Here is a 19,140-nt window from a genome sequence, read left to right on the forward strand (position 1 = left end):
CGAGGAGACGCTCCCGTGGCGAGTGAAGAGAATTTCGACTACATCGTGGTGGGGGCCGGTTCGGCCGGCTGTGTCGTCGCCCGCCGGCTGCTGGACCGGCTGGACTGCCGGGTGCTGCTGCTGGAGGCGGGCGGCTCGGACGACCGGGCCAGTGTGCACGCCACCGACCTCGGTTCGATGACCTCCATGTGGGGCCCTGAGGACGTGAGTTGGCCGTACCGGACGGCTCCGCAGCCGGGCCTGGACGGCCGTCGGATCGACCTGACCCAGGGTAAGATCATCGGCGGCGGCAGCTCGATCAACGCCATGATGTACGTGCGCGGCAACCGGCACGACTTCGACCACTGGGCCGAGCTCGGCAACCCCGGCTGGTCCTACCAGGACGTGCTGCCGTACTTCCGGCGGGCCGAGCGCTACGCGGGCAAGCCCTCGCAGTACCGCGGCACCGACGGTCCGCTCTCGGTGATCGACTACGAGAACCCCAGCGCCGTCTCGCAGGCCTTCGTGGCCGGCGCGGCCGAGCTGGGCCACGACGTGGAACACGACTACAACGGCGAGCGGCAGGAGGGTGGCGGGTTCTTCTACCAGTCCACCCGGACCCCGGACAACCAGCGGGCCTCCACCGCGGCGGGCTACCTGGACCCGGTGCTCGACGACCCGCGGCTGACCGTGCTGACCGGCGCCCTGGTGAGCCGGGTGCTGGTCGCCGACGGGCGGGCCACCGGCGTGGAGTTCCGCCAGGACGGGCAGACCAGGACGGCGCGGGCCGACGCCGAGGTGATCCTCACCGCCGGCGCGCTGGCCTCGCCGAAGCTGCTGCTGCTCTCCGGCATCGGCCCCGAGGAGGAGCTGCGCCGGCACGGCGTCCCGCTCGTCCACGAGCTCGCCGGGGTCGGCCGCAACCTGCAGGACCACCTGCTCTTCGGCGTCGGCTACGAGAGCCTCCAAGACCTTCCGTTCCCCCAACTGCTGGCCGAGGCCGGTCTGTTCGCCCGTTCGCGGGAGCGCGAGGGGATCACCGGCGGCGGGCCCGACCTGCAGTTCTTCTTCGGCCCGGTGCAGTTCATCGCCGACCAGTACAAGACCGAAGGGCCGGGGTTCACCTTCGCCCCGATCCTGGCCCAGCCGCGCAGCCGCGGCTTCGTCCACCTGAGCTCGGCCGACCCGGCCGCGCTGCCGGTGGTGGACCCGCACTACCTGACCGCCGAGGCGGACGTGCAGGTGCTGGTCCGCGGCCTGGCGCTGTCCCGCGAGATCGTCCACACCAGCGCCTTCGACCCCTTCCGCGGGCGGGAGTTGGCGCCCGGCCCCGAGGCGGTCGACCCGGCCGAGCTGGCCGGCTACGTGCGCCAGAACGCCTCCACGGTCTGGCACCCGGTGGGCACCTGCCGGATGGGCCACGGGCTGGACGCCGTGGTCGACGCCGCGCTGCGGGTGCACGGAATCGAGCGACTGCGCGTCGCGGACGCCTCGATCATGCCGACCATCACCACCGGCAACACCAACGCCGCGACGATCATGATCGCCGAGAAGGCCGCCGACCTGATCACCGACGCCGCACGCTGACCAGAAAGGTCACTCAACAGATGACTGACACCTTCGACTTCATCGTGGTCGGCGGCGGTGCGGCCGGCCTGGTCGTGGCCGCCCGGCTGACCGAGAACCCCGAGGCCCGAGTCCTGGTCCTGGAGGCCGGCGACGACAGCCACCCGAACATCCTGCGGGACCCGGAGCTCTGGGCCGCGACCAACCTGTCCCGGTTCGACTGGGCCTACCTCAGCGAGCCGCAGCCCACCATGGGCGGCGACCAGGTGTACTCGCCGGCCGGCTTCGGCCTGGGCGGCACCTCGAACATCTACCACGCGATCCACCAGCGCGGCCGCGACGCCGACTACGACTCCTGGGCCTACGGCGGCGCGACCGGCTGGTCGGCCGCGGACGTGCTGCCCTACCTGCAGAAGCTGGAGAACCAGGAGGACGGCACCAACCCGACCGGAGGCCTCGGCGGCCCGATCAACGTGGTGGACTCCGGCGCCGAGGGCAACGCGGTCTCGCAGACCTTCCTGGACGCCTGCGCCGAGCTGAACTACCCGGTCATCGCCGACCACAACGCGGGCGTCTCCGGCGCCGGCTACCACCACATGGACATCACCAAGGACGGCGAGCGCAACGGCACCTGGGCGGGCTACTACCAGCCGGCCAAGGACCGCCCGAACCTCACCGTGCGGACCGAGGCGATCGCCGGCAAGCTGATCATCGAGGGCAAGCGCTGCGTCGGCGTCCAGTACCTGAAGGACGGTCAGACGCACACCGCCCGGGCCGACCGCGAGGTGATCCTCTCGGCCGGCTCGCACGAGTCGCCCAAGCTGCTGATGCTCTCCGGCATCGGCCAGCCCGAGCAGCTCTCCGCCTTCGGCATCGAGGTGGTCGAGGCGCTGCCCGGCGTCGGCGAGAACTACCAGAACCACCCGCTGGTGATCGGCCCGACCGGCTACCTGGACCGCCCCGGCCCCGACACCGGCACCGCCAACGAGCCCGCGCTGTTCTGGAACTCGCAGCCCGGCCTGCTCTCGCCCGACCTGGAGATCTGGTTCCTGCCGCGGGCCCCCTGGGGCGAGCAGCTGATCGCCCGGCTGGCCGAGTGGAAGGTCACCGGCGACACCACCGGCATCACCGAGCAGAACGACGTCGACCCGCGCCTGGTGATCACCCTGCCCGGCCTGGTCCGTCCGCTCTCCCGCGGCTGGGTCCGACTGGCCGGCACCGACCCGACGCAGCGCCCGCGGTTCAGCCCCAACTACTACGGCGAGCCCGCCGACCTGGACGCGATCACCACCGCGGTGGAGATCGCCCGGGAGATCTACCGCACCGAGGCCTTCACCAAGGAGTGGGGCATCACCGAGCTCACCCCCGGCCCCGATGTGACCACCCGGGCCGAGCTGCGCAAGTGGTGCAGCCTCAACACGGGTTCGTTCCACCACTACACCGGCACCTGCAAGATGGGCGTCGACAGCCTCGCCGTGGTTGACCCGCGGCTGAAGGTGCGCGGCATCGAGGGCCTGCGGGTCGCGGACGCCTCGGTGATGCCCTCGGTGGTGTCCGGACACACCCACACCACCACGGTGATGATCGGCGAGCGGGCGGCCGACTTCATCAAGCAGGACCACCAGCTCTGATCCCGCTCCATCACGCTGCGCCCGAGGAGAGATGATGATCCATCAGTTCATTCTGGCTGCCCCGAAGCCGGGCATGACCGCCCAGGAGTTCCAGGACTACTGGGTGAACGTGCACGCGGTGAAGTTCGCCGCCAAGATCCCGCAGATCCGCAAGTACCTGATCGACAGCCGGATCCCGTTCGCCGGCGACCTCGGCTCCCCGGCGCTGCCGCACCAGGGCATCGCCGAGATCTGGCTGGAGAACGGCGAGGAGCAGCTGGCCTCGCTGCAGACCGACGAGTTCCTCCAGGGCGCCCGGCTGGACGAGCCGAACTGGGCCGCCTTCTGGCAGACGCTGGTGATCGACACCGCCGCGCACGAGATCGTGCCCGGCCCCGCCGAGGCGCAGCCCGGCCGGGTCAAGCTGACCGTGCTGCTCAAGCGCGCCCCCGGCCTGGACCTGGCCGAGTACCGGGCCCGCACCCTGGGTGCCTATGCCGAGGTGGTGGCCAAGGCCCCCGGCCTGCGCCGGGCCCTGCACGCGCACACCCAGGACGGCTACTACGTCTTCGGTGAGGCGAGCTTCGACAGCGTCGAGCAGCTCTGGTTCGACGACGAGCAGGCGCTGGCCGCCGCGCTCGAGTCGCCCTGGTTCGCCGAGCTGAAGGCCGCTCAGGAGGGTCTGGTCGACCCCAAGTACGTCTTCTCGCTGGCTTCCACCGAGACCTGGATCATCGGCCCCGAGGCCCGCTGACCGCCCGCCCTCCCGCTGAAGGAGACACCGCCGATGGCGAAGAAGCGCATTCTCATCGTTCTTTCCGAGTACGGCTACTGGGGCGAGGAACTGGTCGGCCCCCTGGAGACCTTCGACAAGGCCGGCTACGACGTCACCTTCGCGACGCCGACCGGCAAGCGGCCGGTGCCGCTGCCGCCCAGCTTCGACCCGGAGTACATCGACCCGCCGCTGGGTCGCGGGGTGACCAGCACCGAGATGGCCGAGAAGGTCATCGCGCTGGACAAGTCGGACCGGCTGGACCACCCGCTGGACCTGTCCTCCTGGCTGCCGGACCGGCCGTACCGCAGCCGTTCCGACTTCCTGCGCGCCTGGGAGGGGTACCACAACCGTCGCCAGCACGTGCAGGCGCAGATCGCCGAGCGCTACGACGCGCTGCTGATCGTCGGCGGTTCCGGCCCGATCGTGGACCTGGGCAACAACTGGCGGGTGCACGACCTGGTGCTGGCCTTCTACCACCTGGACCTGCCGATCGCCGCCGAGTGCTACGGCGTCACCTGCCTGGCCTTCGCCCGTGAGCAGGACGACCGGATCAGCATCATCCGCAACAAGCACGTCACCGGGCACTGCATCGAGTACGACTACAAGGACAGCACCGGGTTCATGGGGACCGACTTCGTGATCGGCCCGCCGCCGTACCCGCTGGAGTACATCCTGCGCGACGCCACCGCGCCGCACGGGGCGTACCACGGCAACTACGGCCACGAGACCTCGGTGATCGTCGACTACCCGTTCATCACCGGGCGTTCCACTCCCGACTCCTACCTCACCGGCCAGAAGCTGGTCGAGGTCCTGGAGCAGGGCCTGCGCCAGTGGGGCTTCCGGCCGGACCTGTACCAGGCCTGAGCCGGCGGCTCCCCAGCGAGGCCCTGGGCGGGCGGCCGCATCCGGCGCGCACCGCGCGGCCGCCCGCCCGACCCCGTGTCGAAACCGCTCGTATCCGAAGTCGCAGAGATGAGGCTGACATGGCCAGCAGCAGGCCCGCCCGGGTGGCGATGCTCGAACAGTTCAAGGCCGACGGCGTCCAGTACATGTTCGGCAACCCCGGCACCGTGGAGCAGGGCTTCCTGGACGAGCTGCGGTCCTTCCCCGAGGTGCAGTACATCCTGTCGCTGCAGGAGGCCGTGGTGGTCGGCATCGCCGACGGCTACGCCCGGGCCACCCGCAAGCCCACCCTGCTCCAACTGCACTCCGGTGTGGGGCTGGGCAACGGCATCGGCATGCTCTACCAGGCGATGCGCGGCCACGCCCCGCTGGTCTGCGTGGTCGGCGAGTCCGGCCTGGCCTACGACAGCATGGACGCCCAGATGGCCGCCGACCTGGTCGGCATGGCCAAGCCGGTGACCAAGTGGGCGACCCGGGTGGTGGACCCGCAGTCCACCCTGCGGGTGCTGCGGCGGGCCTTCAAGGTGGCCGCCACCCCGCCCTACGGCCCGGTACTGGTCGTACTGCCGGCCGATGTGATGGACCAGGACACCACCGAGGACGCGGTCCCCACCTCCTACCTGACCACCACCAGCATCCCCGACGCCGGCTCGATCGAGCAGGCCGCGAGCCTGCTGGCCGGCGCCCGGCACCCGCTGATCCTGGCCGGCGACGGCGTGCACTTCTCCGGCGCCCAGGCCGAGTTGGCCGAGTTCGCCGAGGCCTGGGGCGCCACCGTCTGGGGCGCGGACTGGGCCGAGGTCAACCTGCCGGCCGAACACCCGCTGTTCGGCGGCCAGTTGGGCCACATGTTCGGCGAGGCCAGCGCCAAGGTGATCAACCCGGCGGACGGCGTGCTGATCACCGGCACCTACACCCTCAACGAGGTCTACCCGCTGCTCGACGGGGTCTTCTCGCCCGGCACCAAGGTGGTCCACCTGGACCTGGACAGCGGTGCGATCGCCAAGAACTTCCCGGTCGACCTCGGCCTGCTGGCGGACCCCAAGCAGACCCTGCCCAAGCTCACCGAGGCGCTGCGCCGCCGGCAGACCGGCGAACAGAAGTCCGACGCGCTCGCCCGGCTGACCAAGGCCCAGCAGGACAAGAAGATCGCGGCCATCGAGGAGAACGCCACCTTCCTGTCCGGGGTGGGCCAGGACCCGCTCTCCGCCGAGCTGTTCGGCTTCGAGCTGGCCAAGCAGCTGCCCGCCGACGCGGTGCTCTTCGACGAGGCGCTGACCTCCTCGCCCGGCCTCTTCAAGCACCTGCCGGCCAACCTGCCCGGGCACTGGCACCAGACCCGCGGCGGCTCGCTGGGTGTCGGCATCCCCGGTGCGATCGGCGCCAAGCTGGCCCACCCCGAGCGCACCGTGATCGGCTTCACCGGCGACGGCGGCAGCATGTACACCGTCCAGGGCCTGTGGACCGCGGCCCGCTACGACATCGCCGCCAAGTTCGTGATCTGCAACAACGGCCGGTACCGGCTGCTGGACCTGAACATCGAGGAGTACTGGAAGACGGTCTCGGTCGAGCACCACGCCTTCCCGGACCCGTTCGACCTCGACCAGCCGGCGATCGACTTCGTCAAGCTCGCCGAGTCGCTGGGCGTGCGCGCCGTCCGGGTGGAGAAGCCCGAGCAGGCCGCGCCGGCCATCACCGAAGCCCTCGCCCACCCCGGCCCGTTCCTCATCGACCTGGTCATCGGCCGTTCCTCCTGAACGAGTTGACCACCTAGTTAAGGAGTGCGCCGTGGCGCTGAACGGCCAGAAGATCGCCGTCCTGATGGAGAGCGACTTCTACGAACCGGAGATCCTCTACTACCAGCGCCGGTTCGCCGAGGAGGGAGCCGAGGTGCACTTCCTCACCCGGCTCTGGGGCGGTGACCGGCTGGTCTTCCGCGGCCATGAGCACCGGATGCCGTTCGAGGTGACCGAGTCCTTCGAGGAGCTGGACGAGTACGGTCTCAAGGAGTACGCGGCGCTGATCGTGCCCTCCGGGATCGTCGCCGACCGGCTGCGCTACACCGAGAAGGTCGACCAACTGCCGCCGGCCGCCGTGCTGCTGCGGCGGGCCTTCGCCGACCCGGCGATCGTCAAGGGGATCATCTGCCACGGCATGTGGCTGGCCGCGCCGATCCCCGCGGTGATCCGCGGCCGGCGCGCCGTGGTGCACAACAACCTGCTCGGCGACCTGCGCAACATGGGCGGGATCTACGTCGACCAGGACGTGGTGGTGGACGAGGACCTGGTCACGGCCAGGACCGGCAACCACTGCCACCTGTTCGCCCGCCAGATCATCGAGGAACTGACCAAGCGGAGCAGCCGGCGCCACGCCGCGCTGTCCTGACGGGCTGACAGGGGGAGAGACACAGATGACCGACCTGGTCACGCGCGCCGTGCCGGCGCCGGTGGAGCCGGTGGCCGAGGCCCTGGTGGGCCGAATACCCGTGCTCGACCTGAGCCCCGTGGTGGAGGGTGGACGCCGCCCCGCCAAGGCGGTGTTGGGGGAGGCCTTCCTGATCAGCGCCACGGTCTTCCGGGAGGGCCACGGCAAGCTCGGCGCCAACGTGGTGCTTCGCGACGCCGAGGGCCGCCCGGGGCCGTGGACACCGATGCGCGAACTGGCCCCGGGCACCGACCGGTGGGGCGCCGAGGTCACCACGACCACCATGGGCCACTGGAGCTACACCGTGGAGGCCTGGAGCGACCCGGTGAGCAGTTGGCTGGACCGGGCCGTGATCAAGCTCCCGGCCGGCCAGGACATCGAACTCACCCTGGAGGAAGGCGCCCTGCTGCTCGAGCGGGTGGCGGTCGGGGTCCCGCGCGGCTCCGGCCGCACCGCGGTGCTGACCGCCGTGGACGCGCTGCGCGACCGCACCCGGGCGCCGCTGACCCGGCTGGCCGCCGCGCTGCTGCCGGGCGTGGCGGTGGTGCTCGGCCGCTACCCGCTGCGCGAGCTGGTCACCGCCTCGCCGACCTACTCGCTCCAGGTGGAGCGGCGCCGGGCGCTGTACGGCTCCTGGTACGAGTTCTTCCCGCGCTCCGAGGGCGCCACCCTGGAACCTCCCTCCTTGCCCGGCAACGGGCAGGAGGGGCCCATGCGCTCGGGCACCTTCCGGACCGCCGCCGAACGGCTGCCGGCCGTCGCCGCCATGGGCTTCGACGTGCTCTACCTGCCGCCGATCCACCCGATCGGCCGCTCCTTCCGCAAGGGCCCCAACAACACCCTGACCGCCGGCCCGCAGGACGTCGGCTCGCCCTGGGCGATCGGCTCGCCCGAGGGCGGGCACGACGCGATCCACCCGGACCTCGGCACCATCGAGGACTTCGACGCCTTCGTGGACCGGGCGACCGAGCTGGGCCTGGAGATCGCGTTGGACTTCGCCCTCCAGGCCTCGCCCGACCACCCGTGGGTCGAGCGGCATCCGGAGTGGTTCAGCCACCGGATCGACGGCACTATCGCCTACGCCGAGAACCCGCCGAAGAAGTACCAGGACATCTACCCGATCAACTTCGACCAGGACTTCCACGGACTGGTCGCAGAAACGTTGCGGCTGCTGCGCCACTGGATGTCGCACGGCGTGCGGATCTTCAGAGTCGACAACCCGCACACCAAGCCGGTGCACTTCTGGGAACGGGTGATCGGCGAGATCAACCGGACCGACCCGGACGTGGTCTTCCTGGCCGAGGCCTTCACCCGCCCGGCGATGCTGCAGACCCTGGCGAAGATCGGCTTCCAGCAGTCCTACACCTACTTCACCTGGCGCAACACCAAGCAGGAACTCACCGAGTACCTCACCGAGTTGACCGAGCAGACCGGCGCCTATCTGCGCCCGAACTTCTTCGTCAACACCCCGGACATCCTGCCGAGCGGGCTGCAGCACCAGGGCCCGGCCGCCTTCGCGGTGCGCGCCGTGCTGGCCGCCACCCTCTCGCCCAGCTGGGGCGTCTACGCCGGCTTCGAGCTCGCCGAGAACACCCCGGTGGCCGCCGACGGCGAGGAGTACCTGGACTCGGAGAAGTACCAGCTGCGCCCGCGCGACTGGACCCGCACCGACACCCTCGCCCCGCTGATCACCCGGCTGAACGAACTGCGCCGCATCCACCCGGCCCTGCAGGACCTGCGCAACCTCGACTTCCTGCCCACCGACAACGACCAGGTGATCGCCTACGCCAAGCAGACCGGCGAGGACCAGCTGATCGTGGTGGTCAACCTGGACCCGAGCAACGTCCAGCAGGCCATGGTCACGCTCCCCGGGATCACCGGCCCGGTCGCGGTGCACTGCGAACTCACCGGCGGCGACCACACCTGGCACCACCAGAACTACGTCCGCCTCGACCCCGAGCAGGGCCCGGCACACATTCTGACGGTCCGCCAGGAGGATTGAGATGCCCGCGACCCTGTGCGCCACCTGCCTGAGCGCGGAGCACGGCGCCGAGCTGCAGGCCGACGAACTGCTGCGCCCGCTGCTGCCCGCGCTGCTGCCCTGGCTGGTCACCCGCCGCTGGTTCACCCACGAGCAGGGCCACCTGGAGGGACTGACCCCGGTCAGCGCCTCGGTCCTCGACGGCGGCGCGGACGCGCCGGTGCTGCTGCACTCGCTGCTGGACGCCCGGCACGGAGGCAGCGGCGCCCACCACTACCAGCTGCTGGTCGGGCTGCGCCCCACCCTGCCCAACTCGCTGGCCAAGGCCGAGATCGGCCGGGCCAGCGGTGGCCGCTGGGACGGCTGGTCGCTCTACGAGGCCACCGAGGACCACGAGTTGATGGAACGGCTGCTGGAGCGGACCACCCGCGGTCCGGAGGCCGGCGAGCTGCGGATGTCGCTCACCGGCGCCGAGCAGGTACCGCGCGGCCTGAGCGCCCGGGCCCTGGCGGTCGAGCAGAGCAACAGCACCGTGATCTACGGCGACCGACTGCTGTTCAAGATCTTCCGCCAGCCCGAGCCCGGCCCGCACCCGGAGACCGACGCACTGCGCGGGCTCACCCGGGTGCACTGCGACCGGATCCCCGGCCTGGCCGGCTGGCTGCACACCGAGGGCGACCCGCAGGACTCGGTGGTGCTCGGCATCCTGGAGGAGTTCCTGCCGGCCCGCGGCGACGGCTGGAAACTGGCCGTCGAGCAGGCCGCCGACTGCATCAGCGGCTCCTGCCGCACGGTGCCCGCGCTGGACGGCTTCACCGACGAGGCCCGCACCCTGGGCGCCGCGGTGGCCGAGGTGCACACCGCGCTCGGCGAGGCCTTCGGCCAGGTCGAGCTCGGCCCGCAGGAGATCGTCGAGCTGGTCGACCGGATGCGCCAGGAACTGCGCGCCGCCACCCGCCAGGTGCCCGAACTGGAGCCCTACGCGGGCCGGGTGGGCGGGCTCTACGAGGACTTCGGCAAACTCGCGCTGCGCGGGCGGGGCCTGCGGGCCCAGCGGATCCACGGCGACCTGCACCTGGGACAGGTGCTGCGCACCGAGGACGGCTGGAAGGTCATCGACTTCGAGGGCGAGCCGGCCCGCCCGGTCGCCGAGCGCTACCTGCCGCAGCCGGTGCTCAAGGACGTGGCGGGCATGCTGCGCTCCTTCGAGTACGCCGGCCAGCAGGCGCTGGCCGGCCTGCCCGCACTGCCCGAGGACAGCCAGTCCTCGGCCGGGGAGTCGGCCGAGCAGGCGGCCGCCCGGCTGCGCCGCAGCCGCCGGGCCTACGCCTGGGCCGTGCGCAACCGGCGGGCCTTCACCGCCGGTTACGCGGCCGCCGGCGGGGTCGACCCGCACTGCCACCCGGTGGTGCTGCGCGCCTTCGAGGCCGAGAAGGCCGTCTACGAGGCGGTCTACGAGGCCCAGCACCGGCCGGCCTGGCTGCCGATCCCGATGGCCGCGATCCAGCGCCTGGTCTTCGGCCGCTGAACCGCCGTCCCCCAGTTCACCGTTCTCCCGAGTCTCGCGACTCCCTCGACGACAGGATCTGCTCCCGTGACTCCGCGCCTCGCTCTCGAACTGGATCCCCCGGTCCTGCAGCTCTCCGCGGCGCGGCCGTCCGCGCAGGAGTCCGCCCGACTGCTGGCCGGCCGGCACCACGACCCGCACGCCGTGCTCGGCGCCCACCCGGTCCGCGGCGGGGTCGCGCTGCGGGTGCTGCGCCCCGGCGCCGACTCGGTGGTGCTGGAGACCGAGGTCGGCCGGCTGGCCCTGGCCCCGGCCGCCGACGGCCTGTTCACCGGCCTGCTGCCGCCGAGTTGGCAGGCCGCCTACCGGCTGCGGGTGATCGACTCGAACGGCGAGCGGGTGGAGGAGGACGGTTACCGGTTCGCGCCCACCCTCGGCGAGTTCGACCTGCACCTGATCCGGGAGGGCCGCCACGAGCAGCTCTGGCAGGCGCTCGGGGCGCAGCCGCGCACCGTCGACGGGGTGGCCGGCACCGCGTTCGCGGTCTGGGCGCCGAACGCCGAGGGGGTGCGGCTGGTCGGCGACTTCAACTACTGGGACGGCACCGGGTCCCCGATGCGTTCGCTGGGCGCCAGCGGGGTCTGGGAGCTGTTCGTGCCCGGCATCGGCGAGGGCGCGACGTACAAGTTCGAGATCGCCACCCGGGACGGGCAGCTGGTGCAGAAGGCCGACCCGATGGCCCGCCGCACCGAGGCACCGCCGGCCACCGCCTCGGTGGTGGCCGACTCGCACTACGTCTGGGGCGACGCGCGCTGGCTGGCCCGTCGCGGCGAGACCCCCTCCCTGGCCTCCGCGATGTCCGTCTACGAGCTGCACCTGGAGTCCTGGCGGCCGGGCCTGACGTACCGTCAGCTCGCCTCGGTGCTGCCCGCCTACCTGCGGGAGCTGAACTTCACCCATGTGGAGTTCATGCCCATGATGGAGCACCCGTTCGGTGGTTCCTGGGGCTACCAGGTGTCCGGTTTCTACGCCCCGACCGCGCGGTTCGGTTCGCCGGACGACTTCAAGTACCTGATCGACGCGCTGCACCAGGCCGGGATCGGGGTGATCGTCGACTGGGTCCCGGCGCACTTCCCCAAGGACGGCTTCGCGCTGGCCCGTTTCGACGGCGAGCCGCTGTACGAGCCGGCCGACCCGCGCCGCGCCGAGCACCCCGACTGGGGCACCCTCACCTTCGACTACGGCCGTGCGGAGGTGCGCAACTTCCTGGTCGCCAACGCGGTGTACTGGTGCGAGGAGTTCCACATCGACGGGCTGCGGGTGGACGCGGTGGCCTCGATGCTCTACCTCGACTACTCGCGCGTGGACGGCCAGTGGCTGCCCAACGAGCACGGCGGGCGGGAGAACCTGGACGCGGTCCGGTTCCTGCAGGAGATGAACGCCACCGTCTACCGGCGCTGCCCGGGCGTGGTGACCATCGCCGAGGAGTCCACCGCCTGGGACGGTGTCACCCGCCCCACCGACAGCGGGGGGCTGGGCTTCGGCCTGAAGTGGAACATGGGCTGGATGCACGACTCGCTGCGGTACTTCAGCCGGGACCCGATCCACCGCCAGTACCACCACAACGAGTTGACCTTCTCGATGGTCTACGCCTACTCCGAGCACTACGTGCTGCCGATCTCGCACGACGAGGTGGTGCACGGCAAGGGCGCGCTGGTCTCCAAGATGCCCGGCGACTGGTGGCAGCGGCGGGCCAACCACCGCGCCTACCTCGGCTTCATGTGGGCCCACCCCGGCAAGCAACTGCTGTTCATGGGCCAGGAGTTCGCCCAGGGCGCCGAATGGGACCACGAGCAGGGCCCGCAGTGGTGGCTGCTGGACGACGACTGGCCGTCCGCCGCCGACCACCGCGGTGTGCAGCGCCTGGTGACCGAGCTGAACCGGATCTACCAGGACTACCCGGCGCTCTGGCAGCAGGACAGCGACCCGGCCGGCTTCCAGTGGCTGGACGCCGACGCCGGCGCGGACAACGTCTACTCCTTCGTCCGCCGCGACGCCGCCGGCCGGACCCTGGTGGCCGTCAGCAACCTGTCGCCGACGGTCCGCGCGCAGTACCGGATCGGGCTGCCGGCCGGCGGCCGCTGGTACCCGGTGCTGGACACCGACGACCCGCGTTTCGGCGGCAGCGGCGCCGGCTCCACCGAGCCCCTGACGGCCGACGAACTGCCCTGGCAGGGCCAGCCGTTCAGCGCCGAGCTGACCCTGCCGCCGCTGGCCACCGTGTGGCTCTGCCCGCAGGGCCCCGAGCTGCCGCTGGCCCCCGCCCGCCCCGACTCACCGCTGAGGACCGACGATGACGCCTGAGCTCGCCGCCCGCCTGGTGAAGGCCTACGACATCCGGGGCCTGTCCCCGCAGGAACTGGACGAACCGGCCGCGCACCGGATCGGCACCGCCTTCGCCCGACTGACCGGTGCCCGTGAGATCGCGGTGGCCCGCGACATGCGCGACACCTCACCCGGCCTCGCGGCGGCCTTCACCGAAGGGGTGCGCGAGCAGGGCGTCGCCGTGGTGGACGCCGGCCTCGGCTCCACCGACTACCTGTACTTCGTCTCCGGCCGCCTCGGGGTGCCCGGCGCGATGTTCACCGCGAGCCACAACCCGGCGGCCTACAACGGCATCAAGCTCTGCCGGGCCGGCGCCGTACCGGTCGGCGAGGGCAGCGGCCTGGAGCTGATCCGGGCCGCGCTGACCGAGCCCGCGCCGCCCCGGGGCGGGCTGTACGGCGCCCGGCGCGAGGTCGCGCTGCTCGACGAGTACGCCGCCCACCTGCACGGCCTGGTCGACCTGTCCGCGCTGCGGCCGCTGAGGATCGTGGTGGACGCGGGCAACGGGATGGCCGGCCTGACCGTCCCGCTGGTCCTGAACCAGCCCCAACTGACCATTGTGCCGATGTACTTCGAGCTGGACGGGACCTTCCCCAACCATGAGGCCGACCCGCTGAAACCGGCCAATGTGGCCGCGCTCAAGGAGCGGGTCCGGGCCGAGGGCGCCGATCTGGGCCTGGCCTTCGACGGCGACGCCGACCGCTGCTTCGCGGTGGACGAGCGCGGCGAGGCGGTACCGGCCTCCTCGGTGATCGCACTGGTGGCCGCCCGGCTGCTGGCCGACGAGCCGGGCGCGGCGGTGGTGCACAACCTGATCACCTCACTCGGCGCGGTCGAGGTGATCGAGGAGTCCGGCGGCAAGCCGGTCCGCTCCCGGGTCGGCCACTCCTTCGTCAAGGCGCTGATGGCCGAGCACCAGGCGGTCTTCGGCGGCGAGCACTCCGGGCACTACTACTTCCGGGACTTCTGGTTCGCCGACACCGGGATGCTCGCGGCGCTGCACATCATCGCCGAACTCGCGGCCTCCGATGGCCCGCTGTCGCGCCTGGTGGCCGGCTACCGGCGCTACCAGAGCTCCGGCGAGGTGAATGTCACGGTGGCCGATCCGAGCGCCGCAGTGGCCGCCGTGGAGCGTTCGCTGGGCGACGGCGGCGCCCGGGTGGACCACCTGGACGGGCTGACCGCGAGCTTCCCGGACGGGTCCTGGTTCAACCTGCGGGCCTCCAACACCGAGCCGGTGCTGCGGGTCAACGCCGAGGCGGGCGACGCCGCGACGCTGGCCGCGCTGCGGGACCAGGTGCTGGCGGTGCTGCGGGCCGCGGAGCCGGCGGCGGGCTGACCGGTGCCCCGGCCGCGGACGGCCCCCGCCGTCCGCGACCCGGGCCGCCGGGTCAGCTCAGCTCAGCGGGACCGTCATCCTGGCCGGAGCCTGGAGCGGCGGCAGGCCGGCTCCGGTCAGCGCCCGCTGGTACAGCGCCATCGCCTCGGCCACATGGCCGTTCGCCTGCCAGACGTCCCCGGCCTGGCGCCACACCTGGGCCGTGTTGCGGTTCGACGGGCTCTGCAGCAGCTCGCGCTCCACCGCGCGCAGCGTCTCGGCGGCGGCCTGCTCCTCGCCCTTCTCGAACTGCGCCTGGGCCAGCAGCACCCGGGCGAAGGCGGAATCCGTACGGGCCTCGCCGCGCAGCAGGCCCAGCGCCCGACTGGCCCGGTTGATGGCGGAGTCCGGAGTGCCCTGGCGCAGGGCCAGCCGGGTGAAGCCGATCTCCACCTTCGCCTGCTCGACCGCGGTGCCGCCCTCCAGGACCGACTCCTGGGCGTCGCCGAGCAGCGACTCCACCCGGTCCAGGTCACTGCTGTCGGAGTCCAACAGGTAGACGGCGCAGTTGAGTTTGAGGATGCCCAGGTGCCGGGCGTTGTCCGTCTCGGCCATCAGCACCAGGGCCCGCTCGGTCAGTGCCAGCGCCTCGGCGAGCTGCCCGCGCGAGTTCGCCACCTGGGCGGCGTTCCAGTAGACCGAGCCGCGGGCCACCCGGGAGCCGGCCTGCTCGGCCAGCTGGGTCAGCCGGTTGACCAGCAACTGCGCCTGGGTCAGATCGCCGCGGTGGTAGTAGCAGCTGATCAGGGTCGAGCCCAGCTGGATGTGGTCGTCGGTGAAGTCCAGGCCGAGCCGGTCGAGCCTCTTCATGGCCCGCTCGCCGACCTCGACGCTCATCATCTGGTCGCCGGCGTCCCGGTAGGCGCGGCACAGGGCGACGGCCAGCTGGGCCCACTCGGCCGAGCCCGGCACGGTGGCCGGGTCCTCGTACAGCGTGGTGAACAGCTGGATGGCCGCCTCCAGCCGCCCGAGCTTCTCGAAGGCCAGCGCCTGGCCGAGCTTGGCCCGGTGGATCATCGCCTCGCCGAGCAGCGGGGCGTTGGCCAGCGCCTCGCTGAACGACTGCAGGGCCTCGCCGTTGGACCCGTTGCGCAGCGCCATGTCCCCGAAGGCGACCTTGAGTTCGAGCTCCTTGACCCGGGCGTCGTCACGACCGGTCTTCAGATAGTCGACCGTGCACCCGACCCGTTCGGCGAGCGCCTTCAACACGGTCTCCGACGGGGCTCGCTTGCCGGTCTCGATCAGCGACACGTAGCTCACCGAGATATCCGCGGATGCGAGGTCCTGCTGGTTCAGACCGCGCTTCTGACGCAGCTCGCGGAGCCGCTGCCCGATGCCATTCGTCCCGCTCTGTGATTGGTCCATGGTTCTCCGGTCAACGGGGAGGACGGCTGATCGAGCCGTACCTCGGGGGTGCCCATTTGACTCCACTGTTTACACCACCTGCTGGCAGTCGCCAAGGCTACTGGTCGGCATACGCGGCGCGCAGCCGACGACAACGCTTTCTCCATACCGTCCTCTTCCCCGAGATCGCATGGTCACTCTCCGTGCCATGAGGTTACTTGTAAAAGATGATCATTGACAGCCGGGGTCAACTCGGATTGACTCTGGTTGTCAACAAATCTGACTAGCGAAAGGCACCACTGCCATGCGCAAGATCCTCTCGCTCGCTGCTGCGGCTCTCGTCCTGACTCTCTCGGGTGTGCTGCTCAGCATCGACAGCGCCGCCGACTCGGGTGCTGGATCCACCACCCCGATCACCAGCTCGGCGACCCAGCCTCCGGCCACCGCCAGCCCGATGGGCACCAGCTCGGCCGGCTCCTGCTGCTGACCTCCGCCCATCTCGCCAGAAGGGACCCACTCATGCGGATCGACCTCCTGACCAGGGAATACCCTCCGGAGGTGTACGGCGGCGCCGGCGTCCACGCGGCCGAGCTCACTCGTGCGCTGCGGCACCTGGCCGACGTCGAGGTCCGCTGCCTGGGAGCACCGCGCTCGGAGCGCGACACCACCGCCTACCCGGTGCCCGAGGATCTGGCCGCAGTCAATCCGGCTTTACAGTTCCTCGGCGCCGATCTGCGGATCGCCTCCGACTGCGCCGGGGCCGATCTGGTGCACAGTCACACCTGGTACGCCAACGCCGCCGGCCACCTGGCGAAACTGCTGCACGGGGTCCCGCACGTGATGACCATGCACAGCCTGGAGCCGCTGCGGCCCTGGAAGGCCGAGCAACTCGGCGGCGGCTACGCACTCTCCAGCTGGCTGGAGCGCTCCGCGGCCGAGGCGGCCGACGCGCTGATCGCGGTCTCCGCGGCGATGCGCGAGGACATCCTGCGCGCCTACCCGGCGGTGGACCCGGACCGGGTGCAGGTGATCCACAACGGGATTGACACCGATATTTACCAGGCCGACCCGCGCACCGACGCGCTGGACCGCTTCGGCATCGACCCGGAGCGCCCGATCCTGCTCTTCGTCGGCCGGGTGACCAGGCAGAAGGGTCTGCCGCACCTGCTGCGGGCGGCCTTCGAACTGCGCCCCGAGGCCCAACTGGTGCTCTGCTGCGGCCAGCCGGACACCCCGGAGATCGCCGCCGAGGTGGCCGACCTGGTGGCGGAACTGAGCCGTTCGCGCAGCGGCGTGTTCCGGATCGACGGCATGCTCGACAGTCGCTCGGTACGCCAACTGCTCACCCACGCCTCGGTCTTCGTCTGCCCCTCGCTGTACGAGCCGATGGGCATCGTCAACCTGGAGGCGATGGCCTGCGGGACGGCGGTGGTGGCCACGGCGGTCGGCGGGATCCCCGAGGTGGTCGAGGACGGCGGCACCGGCCTGCTGGTGCCCTACCAGGCCCGGCCCGACGGCACCGGCGAGCCCGCCGACCCCGACCGGCTGGCCGCGGACCTGGCCGCCGCGCTCAACCGGCTGCTCGACGACCCCGACCTGGCCGAGCTGCTCGGTGCCGCCGGCCGTCGCCGCGCGGTCGAGCGGTTCTCCTGGACCGGGGTGGCCGAGCGCACCCTGCGGGTCTACGAGAAGCTGGTCGGCTGAGCGGCCGTGGCCGCCTCGTCGGTGCGCGAAGTTCTCGCGGTTCCATCGGCCTCGCGCCCGGCCGGTACCGGGCGCGGCGCCAGCAGGCTCAGCGCCGGGCCGGCCGCGGCGGTCGCCAGCAGCGCCACCACCAGCAGTGCCTCGAAGAGCCGGTGCCCGATCAACCCGGCCTGGTAGCCGGTGCTCAGCACCACGATCTCGGTCAGGCCCCGGGTGTTCATCAGCACCCCGAGCCGCAGCGCGTCCCGGGCCGGGTAGCCGAACCGGGTGCCGACCAGCGCGCAGGCGACCAGCTTCGACACCGTCGCCACCACCAGCAGCAGGCCCACCAGCAGCAGGAAGTGACCATCCGTCAGATCGGCGCCCAGGTCCACCTGCTGGCCGGCGCCGAGGAAGAAGCAGGGCAGCAGCACGGCGGCCAGCTGGCTGATCGCCGGATGCGTCGCGGTCGAACCCGGCCGGCCGTGCGAACTCCCGGCCGCACTGTCCAGCACCCTGCTCCCCGCGTCCTGGCCGGCGGTCGGCGTGCGGTGGCCGGGCCAGGCCAGGCCGAGCATCAGTCCGCCGAACAGCGGGTGCAGCCCGAGCCCGGAGGAGACGGCCGCCGCCAGGCAGATCGCCCCGGTGGTGGTCACCGCGCCCGCCACCCGGGTGGAGCTGCCCGGCCGCCGGGCCCGCCGCCGCGCCACCAGCCCGGCCGCGCCCGCGCCCAGCAGCGCGGCCACCAGCTGCACCCAGCCCATCCGGCCGGCCAGCCAGAGCGCCAGCCCCAGCAGGCACCAGCAGACGCCGTCGCCGATCGAGGCGGCCAGCAGGCTGAGCCGGCCCACCGTGGTCCGCTCCAGCCCGCGGTCCTGCAGGATCCGGGCCAGTACCGGCACCGCCGTCACGCCGAGCGCGCAGGCCAGGAAGAGTGCGAAGGGGCCGGTCCCGATCCCGGTCCCGGACAGCTGCCGGGCGTGCAGTGCGGGGGCGAGCGCCACGCCGGCGGCGCCGGGGGCCAGCAGGGAGACGGCGGCCAGTACCAGCGGCGCCCGGCCGAGCGGTCGGGCACCGGCCCGGTCGGCCGGGGTGACCAGGTGCCGACCGATCTCGAAGGCGTAGAGCGCCACCGCGAGTTGGGCCAGTCCGTTGAGTACGGTCTGTACGTCGTGGCCGAACAGTCGGCTGTGCACACCGGGCAGCAGTCGGCCGAGCAGGGTGGGGCCGAGCGCCACGCCGACCGCGATCTCGGCGAGCACGGCGGGCTGCCCGAACCGGGTGGCCAGCTTTCCGGCGGCCCGGCTGAGGCCGAGCAGCAGGGCCAGCCCGGCGAGCAGCAGGGTGGTGGTGTCGAGAGATCTCACCGCTTCCGGCCCCGCTTCCGGCCACCGAGCGTGGTCGGCGCCCGGTCGGCGACCGGGTGAACGGGCAAGCTGGGCGCCATGCTGAACCTCCCGCACTCCGGGTGGCTATCGGCGTGCTGCGATCGACTGATTGTTACTGTTGAATTGACTGAAAGAAATATATCCAGTCACAGTCAATCGTCCCCGGTCCTTCCCGCTGCCGGGCCGCACTGTCCGATGTACCCGTCCCGTCGCAAGC

The 19,140-nt window shown here is 71.7% G+C and carries 14 protein-coding genes; 12 read left to right on the forward strand and 2 right to left on the reverse strand.

Annotated elements, in window-relative coordinates; translation table 11 throughout:
- Nucleotides 1-15: 15 nt before the first annotated feature.
- The 10 genes from BR98_RS25610 to BR98_RS25655 all read left to right on the forward strand — a co-directional run bounded on the left by BR98_RS25610 (nt 16) and on the right by BR98_RS25655 (nt 14,469).
- The gene (locus tag BR98_RS25610; RefSeq protein WP_035847897.1) at nt 16-1,566 is read left to right on the forward strand and encodes a GMC family oxidoreductase; all 1,551 of its coding nucleotides are present in this window, start codon (nt 16-18) and stop codon (nt 1,564-1,566) included.
- Nucleotides 1,567-1,586: 20 nt separating this feature from the next.
- Nucleotides 1,587-3,176 carry a GMC family oxidoreductase gene (locus tag BR98_RS25615; protein ID WP_035847900.1) on the forward strand — a complete coding sequence of 530 codons (1,590 nt, stop codon included), beginning with the start codon at nt 1,587-1,589 and terminating at the stop codon, nt 3,174-3,176.
- Nucleotides 3,177-3,207: 31 nt separating this feature from the next.
- Nucleotides 3,208-3,909 carry an EthD domain-containing protein gene (locus BR98_RS25620; protein ID WP_232247549.1) on the forward strand — a complete coding sequence of 234 codons (702 nt, stop codon included), beginning with the start codon at nt 3,208-3,210 and terminating at the stop codon, nt 3,907-3,909.
- 33 nt (nt 3,910-3,942) lie between these two features.
- Entirely contained in the window at nt 3,943-4,794 is an 852-nt protein-coding gene (locus tag BR98_RS25625) for a type 1 glutamine amidotransferase domain-containing protein (RefSeq protein WP_035847907.1), read from the forward strand.
- Between the two features lie 119 nt (nt 4,795-4,913).
- Complete coding sequence (locus tag BR98_RS25630; RefSeq protein ID WP_035847910.1) at nt 4,914-6,590, forward strand: thiamine pyrophosphate-binding protein; 1,677 nt, start codon at nt 4,914-4,916, stop codon at nt 6,588-6,590.
- Nucleotides 6,591-6,621: 31 nt separating this feature from the next.
- Nucleotides 6,622-7,218, forward strand: a complete 597-nt coding sequence (locus BR98_RS25635) for a DJ-1/PfpI family protein (protein WP_035847914.1) — start codon at nt 6,622-6,624, stop codon at nt 7,216-7,218.
- A 25-nt stretch (nt 7,219-7,243) separates the two neighbouring features.
- Nucleotides 7,244-9,259: an alpha-1,4-glucan--maltose-1-phosphate maltosyltransferase gene (locus BR98_RS25640; RefSeq protein WP_051970214.1), complete on the forward strand. Its 2,016-nt coding sequence runs from the start codon at nt 7,244-7,246 to the stop codon at nt 9,257-9,259.
- 1 nt (nt 9,260) lies between these two features.
- A complete protein-coding gene (locus tag BR98_RS25645; RefSeq protein ID WP_063774843.1) occupies nt 9,261-10,766 on the forward strand; it encodes a maltokinase N-terminal cap-like domain-containing protein in 1,506 nt (501 codons plus the stop codon).
- Between the two features lie 66 nt (nt 10,767-10,832).
- Complete coding sequence (glgB, locus tag BR98_RS25650; protein ID WP_083976977.1) at nt 10,833-13,109, forward strand: 1,4-alpha-glucan branching protein GlgB; 2,277 nt, start codon at nt 10,833-10,835, stop codon at nt 13,107-13,109.
- On the forward strand, nt 13,099-14,469 hold the full coding sequence (locus BR98_RS25655; protein WP_035847917.1) for a phosphomannomutase/phosphoglucomutase: 1,371 nt from the start codon (nt 13,099-13,101) through the stop codon (nt 14,467-14,469). Before glgB ends, BR98_RS25655 begins: the two co-directional genes overlap by 11 nt.
- Before the next feature lie 57 nt (nt 14,470-14,526).
- On the opposite strand, the gene BR98_RS25660 is transcribed toward BR98_RS25655, so the two are convergent.
- A complete protein-coding gene (locus BR98_RS25660) occupies nt 14,527-15,873 on the reverse strand; it encodes a helix-turn-helix domain-containing protein (protein WP_035847920.1) in 1,347 nt (448 codons plus the stop codon).
- 283 nt (nt 15,874-16,156) lie between these two features.
- Here BR98_RS25660 and BR98_RS25665 point away from each other — a divergent pair, with 283 nt between their 5' ends.
- Both BR98_RS25665 and glgA read left to right on the forward strand, forming a co-directional pair.
- The gene (locus BR98_RS25665) at nt 16,157-16,339 is read left to right on the forward strand and encodes a hypothetical protein (RefSeq protein WP_035847923.1); all 183 of its coding nucleotides are present in this window, start codon (nt 16,157-16,159) and stop codon (nt 16,337-16,339) included.
- Nucleotides 16,340-16,371: 32 nt separating this feature from the next.
- Entirely contained in the window at nt 16,372-17,556 is a 1,185-nt protein-coding gene (glgA, locus tag BR98_RS25670; RefSeq protein WP_035847927.1) for a glycogen synthase, read from the forward strand.
- On the opposite strand, the gene BR98_RS25675 is transcribed toward glgA, so the two are convergent.
- Nucleotides 17,535-18,902 (reverse strand): cation:proton antiporter, encoded by a 1,368-nt coding sequence (locus tag BR98_RS25675; protein ID WP_035847930.1) that lies wholly within the window; start codon nt 18,900-18,902, stop codon nt 17,535-17,537. The two genes, glgA and BR98_RS25675, sit on opposite strands and share 22 nt — an antisense overlap.
- Between the last annotated feature and the right edge of the window lie 238 nt (nt 18,903-19,140).

This window comes from Kitasatospora azatica KCTC 9699, assembly GCF_000744785.1.
Classification (GTDB): domain Bacteria; phylum Actinomycetota; class Actinomycetes; order Streptomycetales; family Streptomycetaceae; genus Kitasatospora; species Kitasatospora azatica.

Coding starts and splice junctions, on each gene's coding strand:
- BR98_RS25615 (WP_035847900.1), top strand. CDS start 1,587: ATGACTGACACCTTCGACTTCATCGTGGTCGGCGGCGGTGCGGCCGGC.
- BR98_RS25620 (WP_232247549.1), top strand. CDS start 3,208: ATGATGATCCATCAGTTCATTCTGGCTGCCCCGAAGCCGGGCATGACC.
- BR98_RS25625 (WP_035847907.1), top strand. CDS start 3,943: ATGGCGAAGAAGCGCATTCTCATCGTTCTTTCCGAGTACGGCTACTGG.
- BR98_RS25630 (WP_035847910.1), top strand. CDS start 4,914: ATGGCCAGCAGCAGGCCCGCCCGGGTGGCGATGCTCGAACAGTTCAAG.
- BR98_RS25640 (WP_051970214.1), top strand. CDS start 7,244: ATGACCGACCTGGTCACGCGCGCCGTGCCGGCGCCGGTGGAGCCGGTG.
- BR98_RS25645 (WP_063774843.1), top strand. CDS start 9,261: ATGCCCGCGACCCTGTGCGCCACCTGCCTGAGCGCGGAGCACGGCGCC.
- BR98_RS25655 (WP_035847917.1), top strand. CDS start 13,099: ATGACGCCTGAGCTCGCCGCCCGCCTGGTGAAGGCCTACGACATCCGG.
- BR98_RS25660 (WP_035847920.1), bottom strand. CDS start 15,873: ATGGACCAATCACAGAGCGGGACGAATGGCATCGGGCAGCGGCTCCGC.
- BR98_RS25665 (WP_035847923.1), top strand. CDS start 16,157: ATGCGCAAGATCCTCTCGCTCGCTGCTGCGGCTCTCGTCCTGACTCTC.
- glgA (WP_035847927.1), top strand. CDS start 16,372: ATGCGGATCGACCTCCTGACCAGGGAATACCCTCCGGAGGTGTACGGC.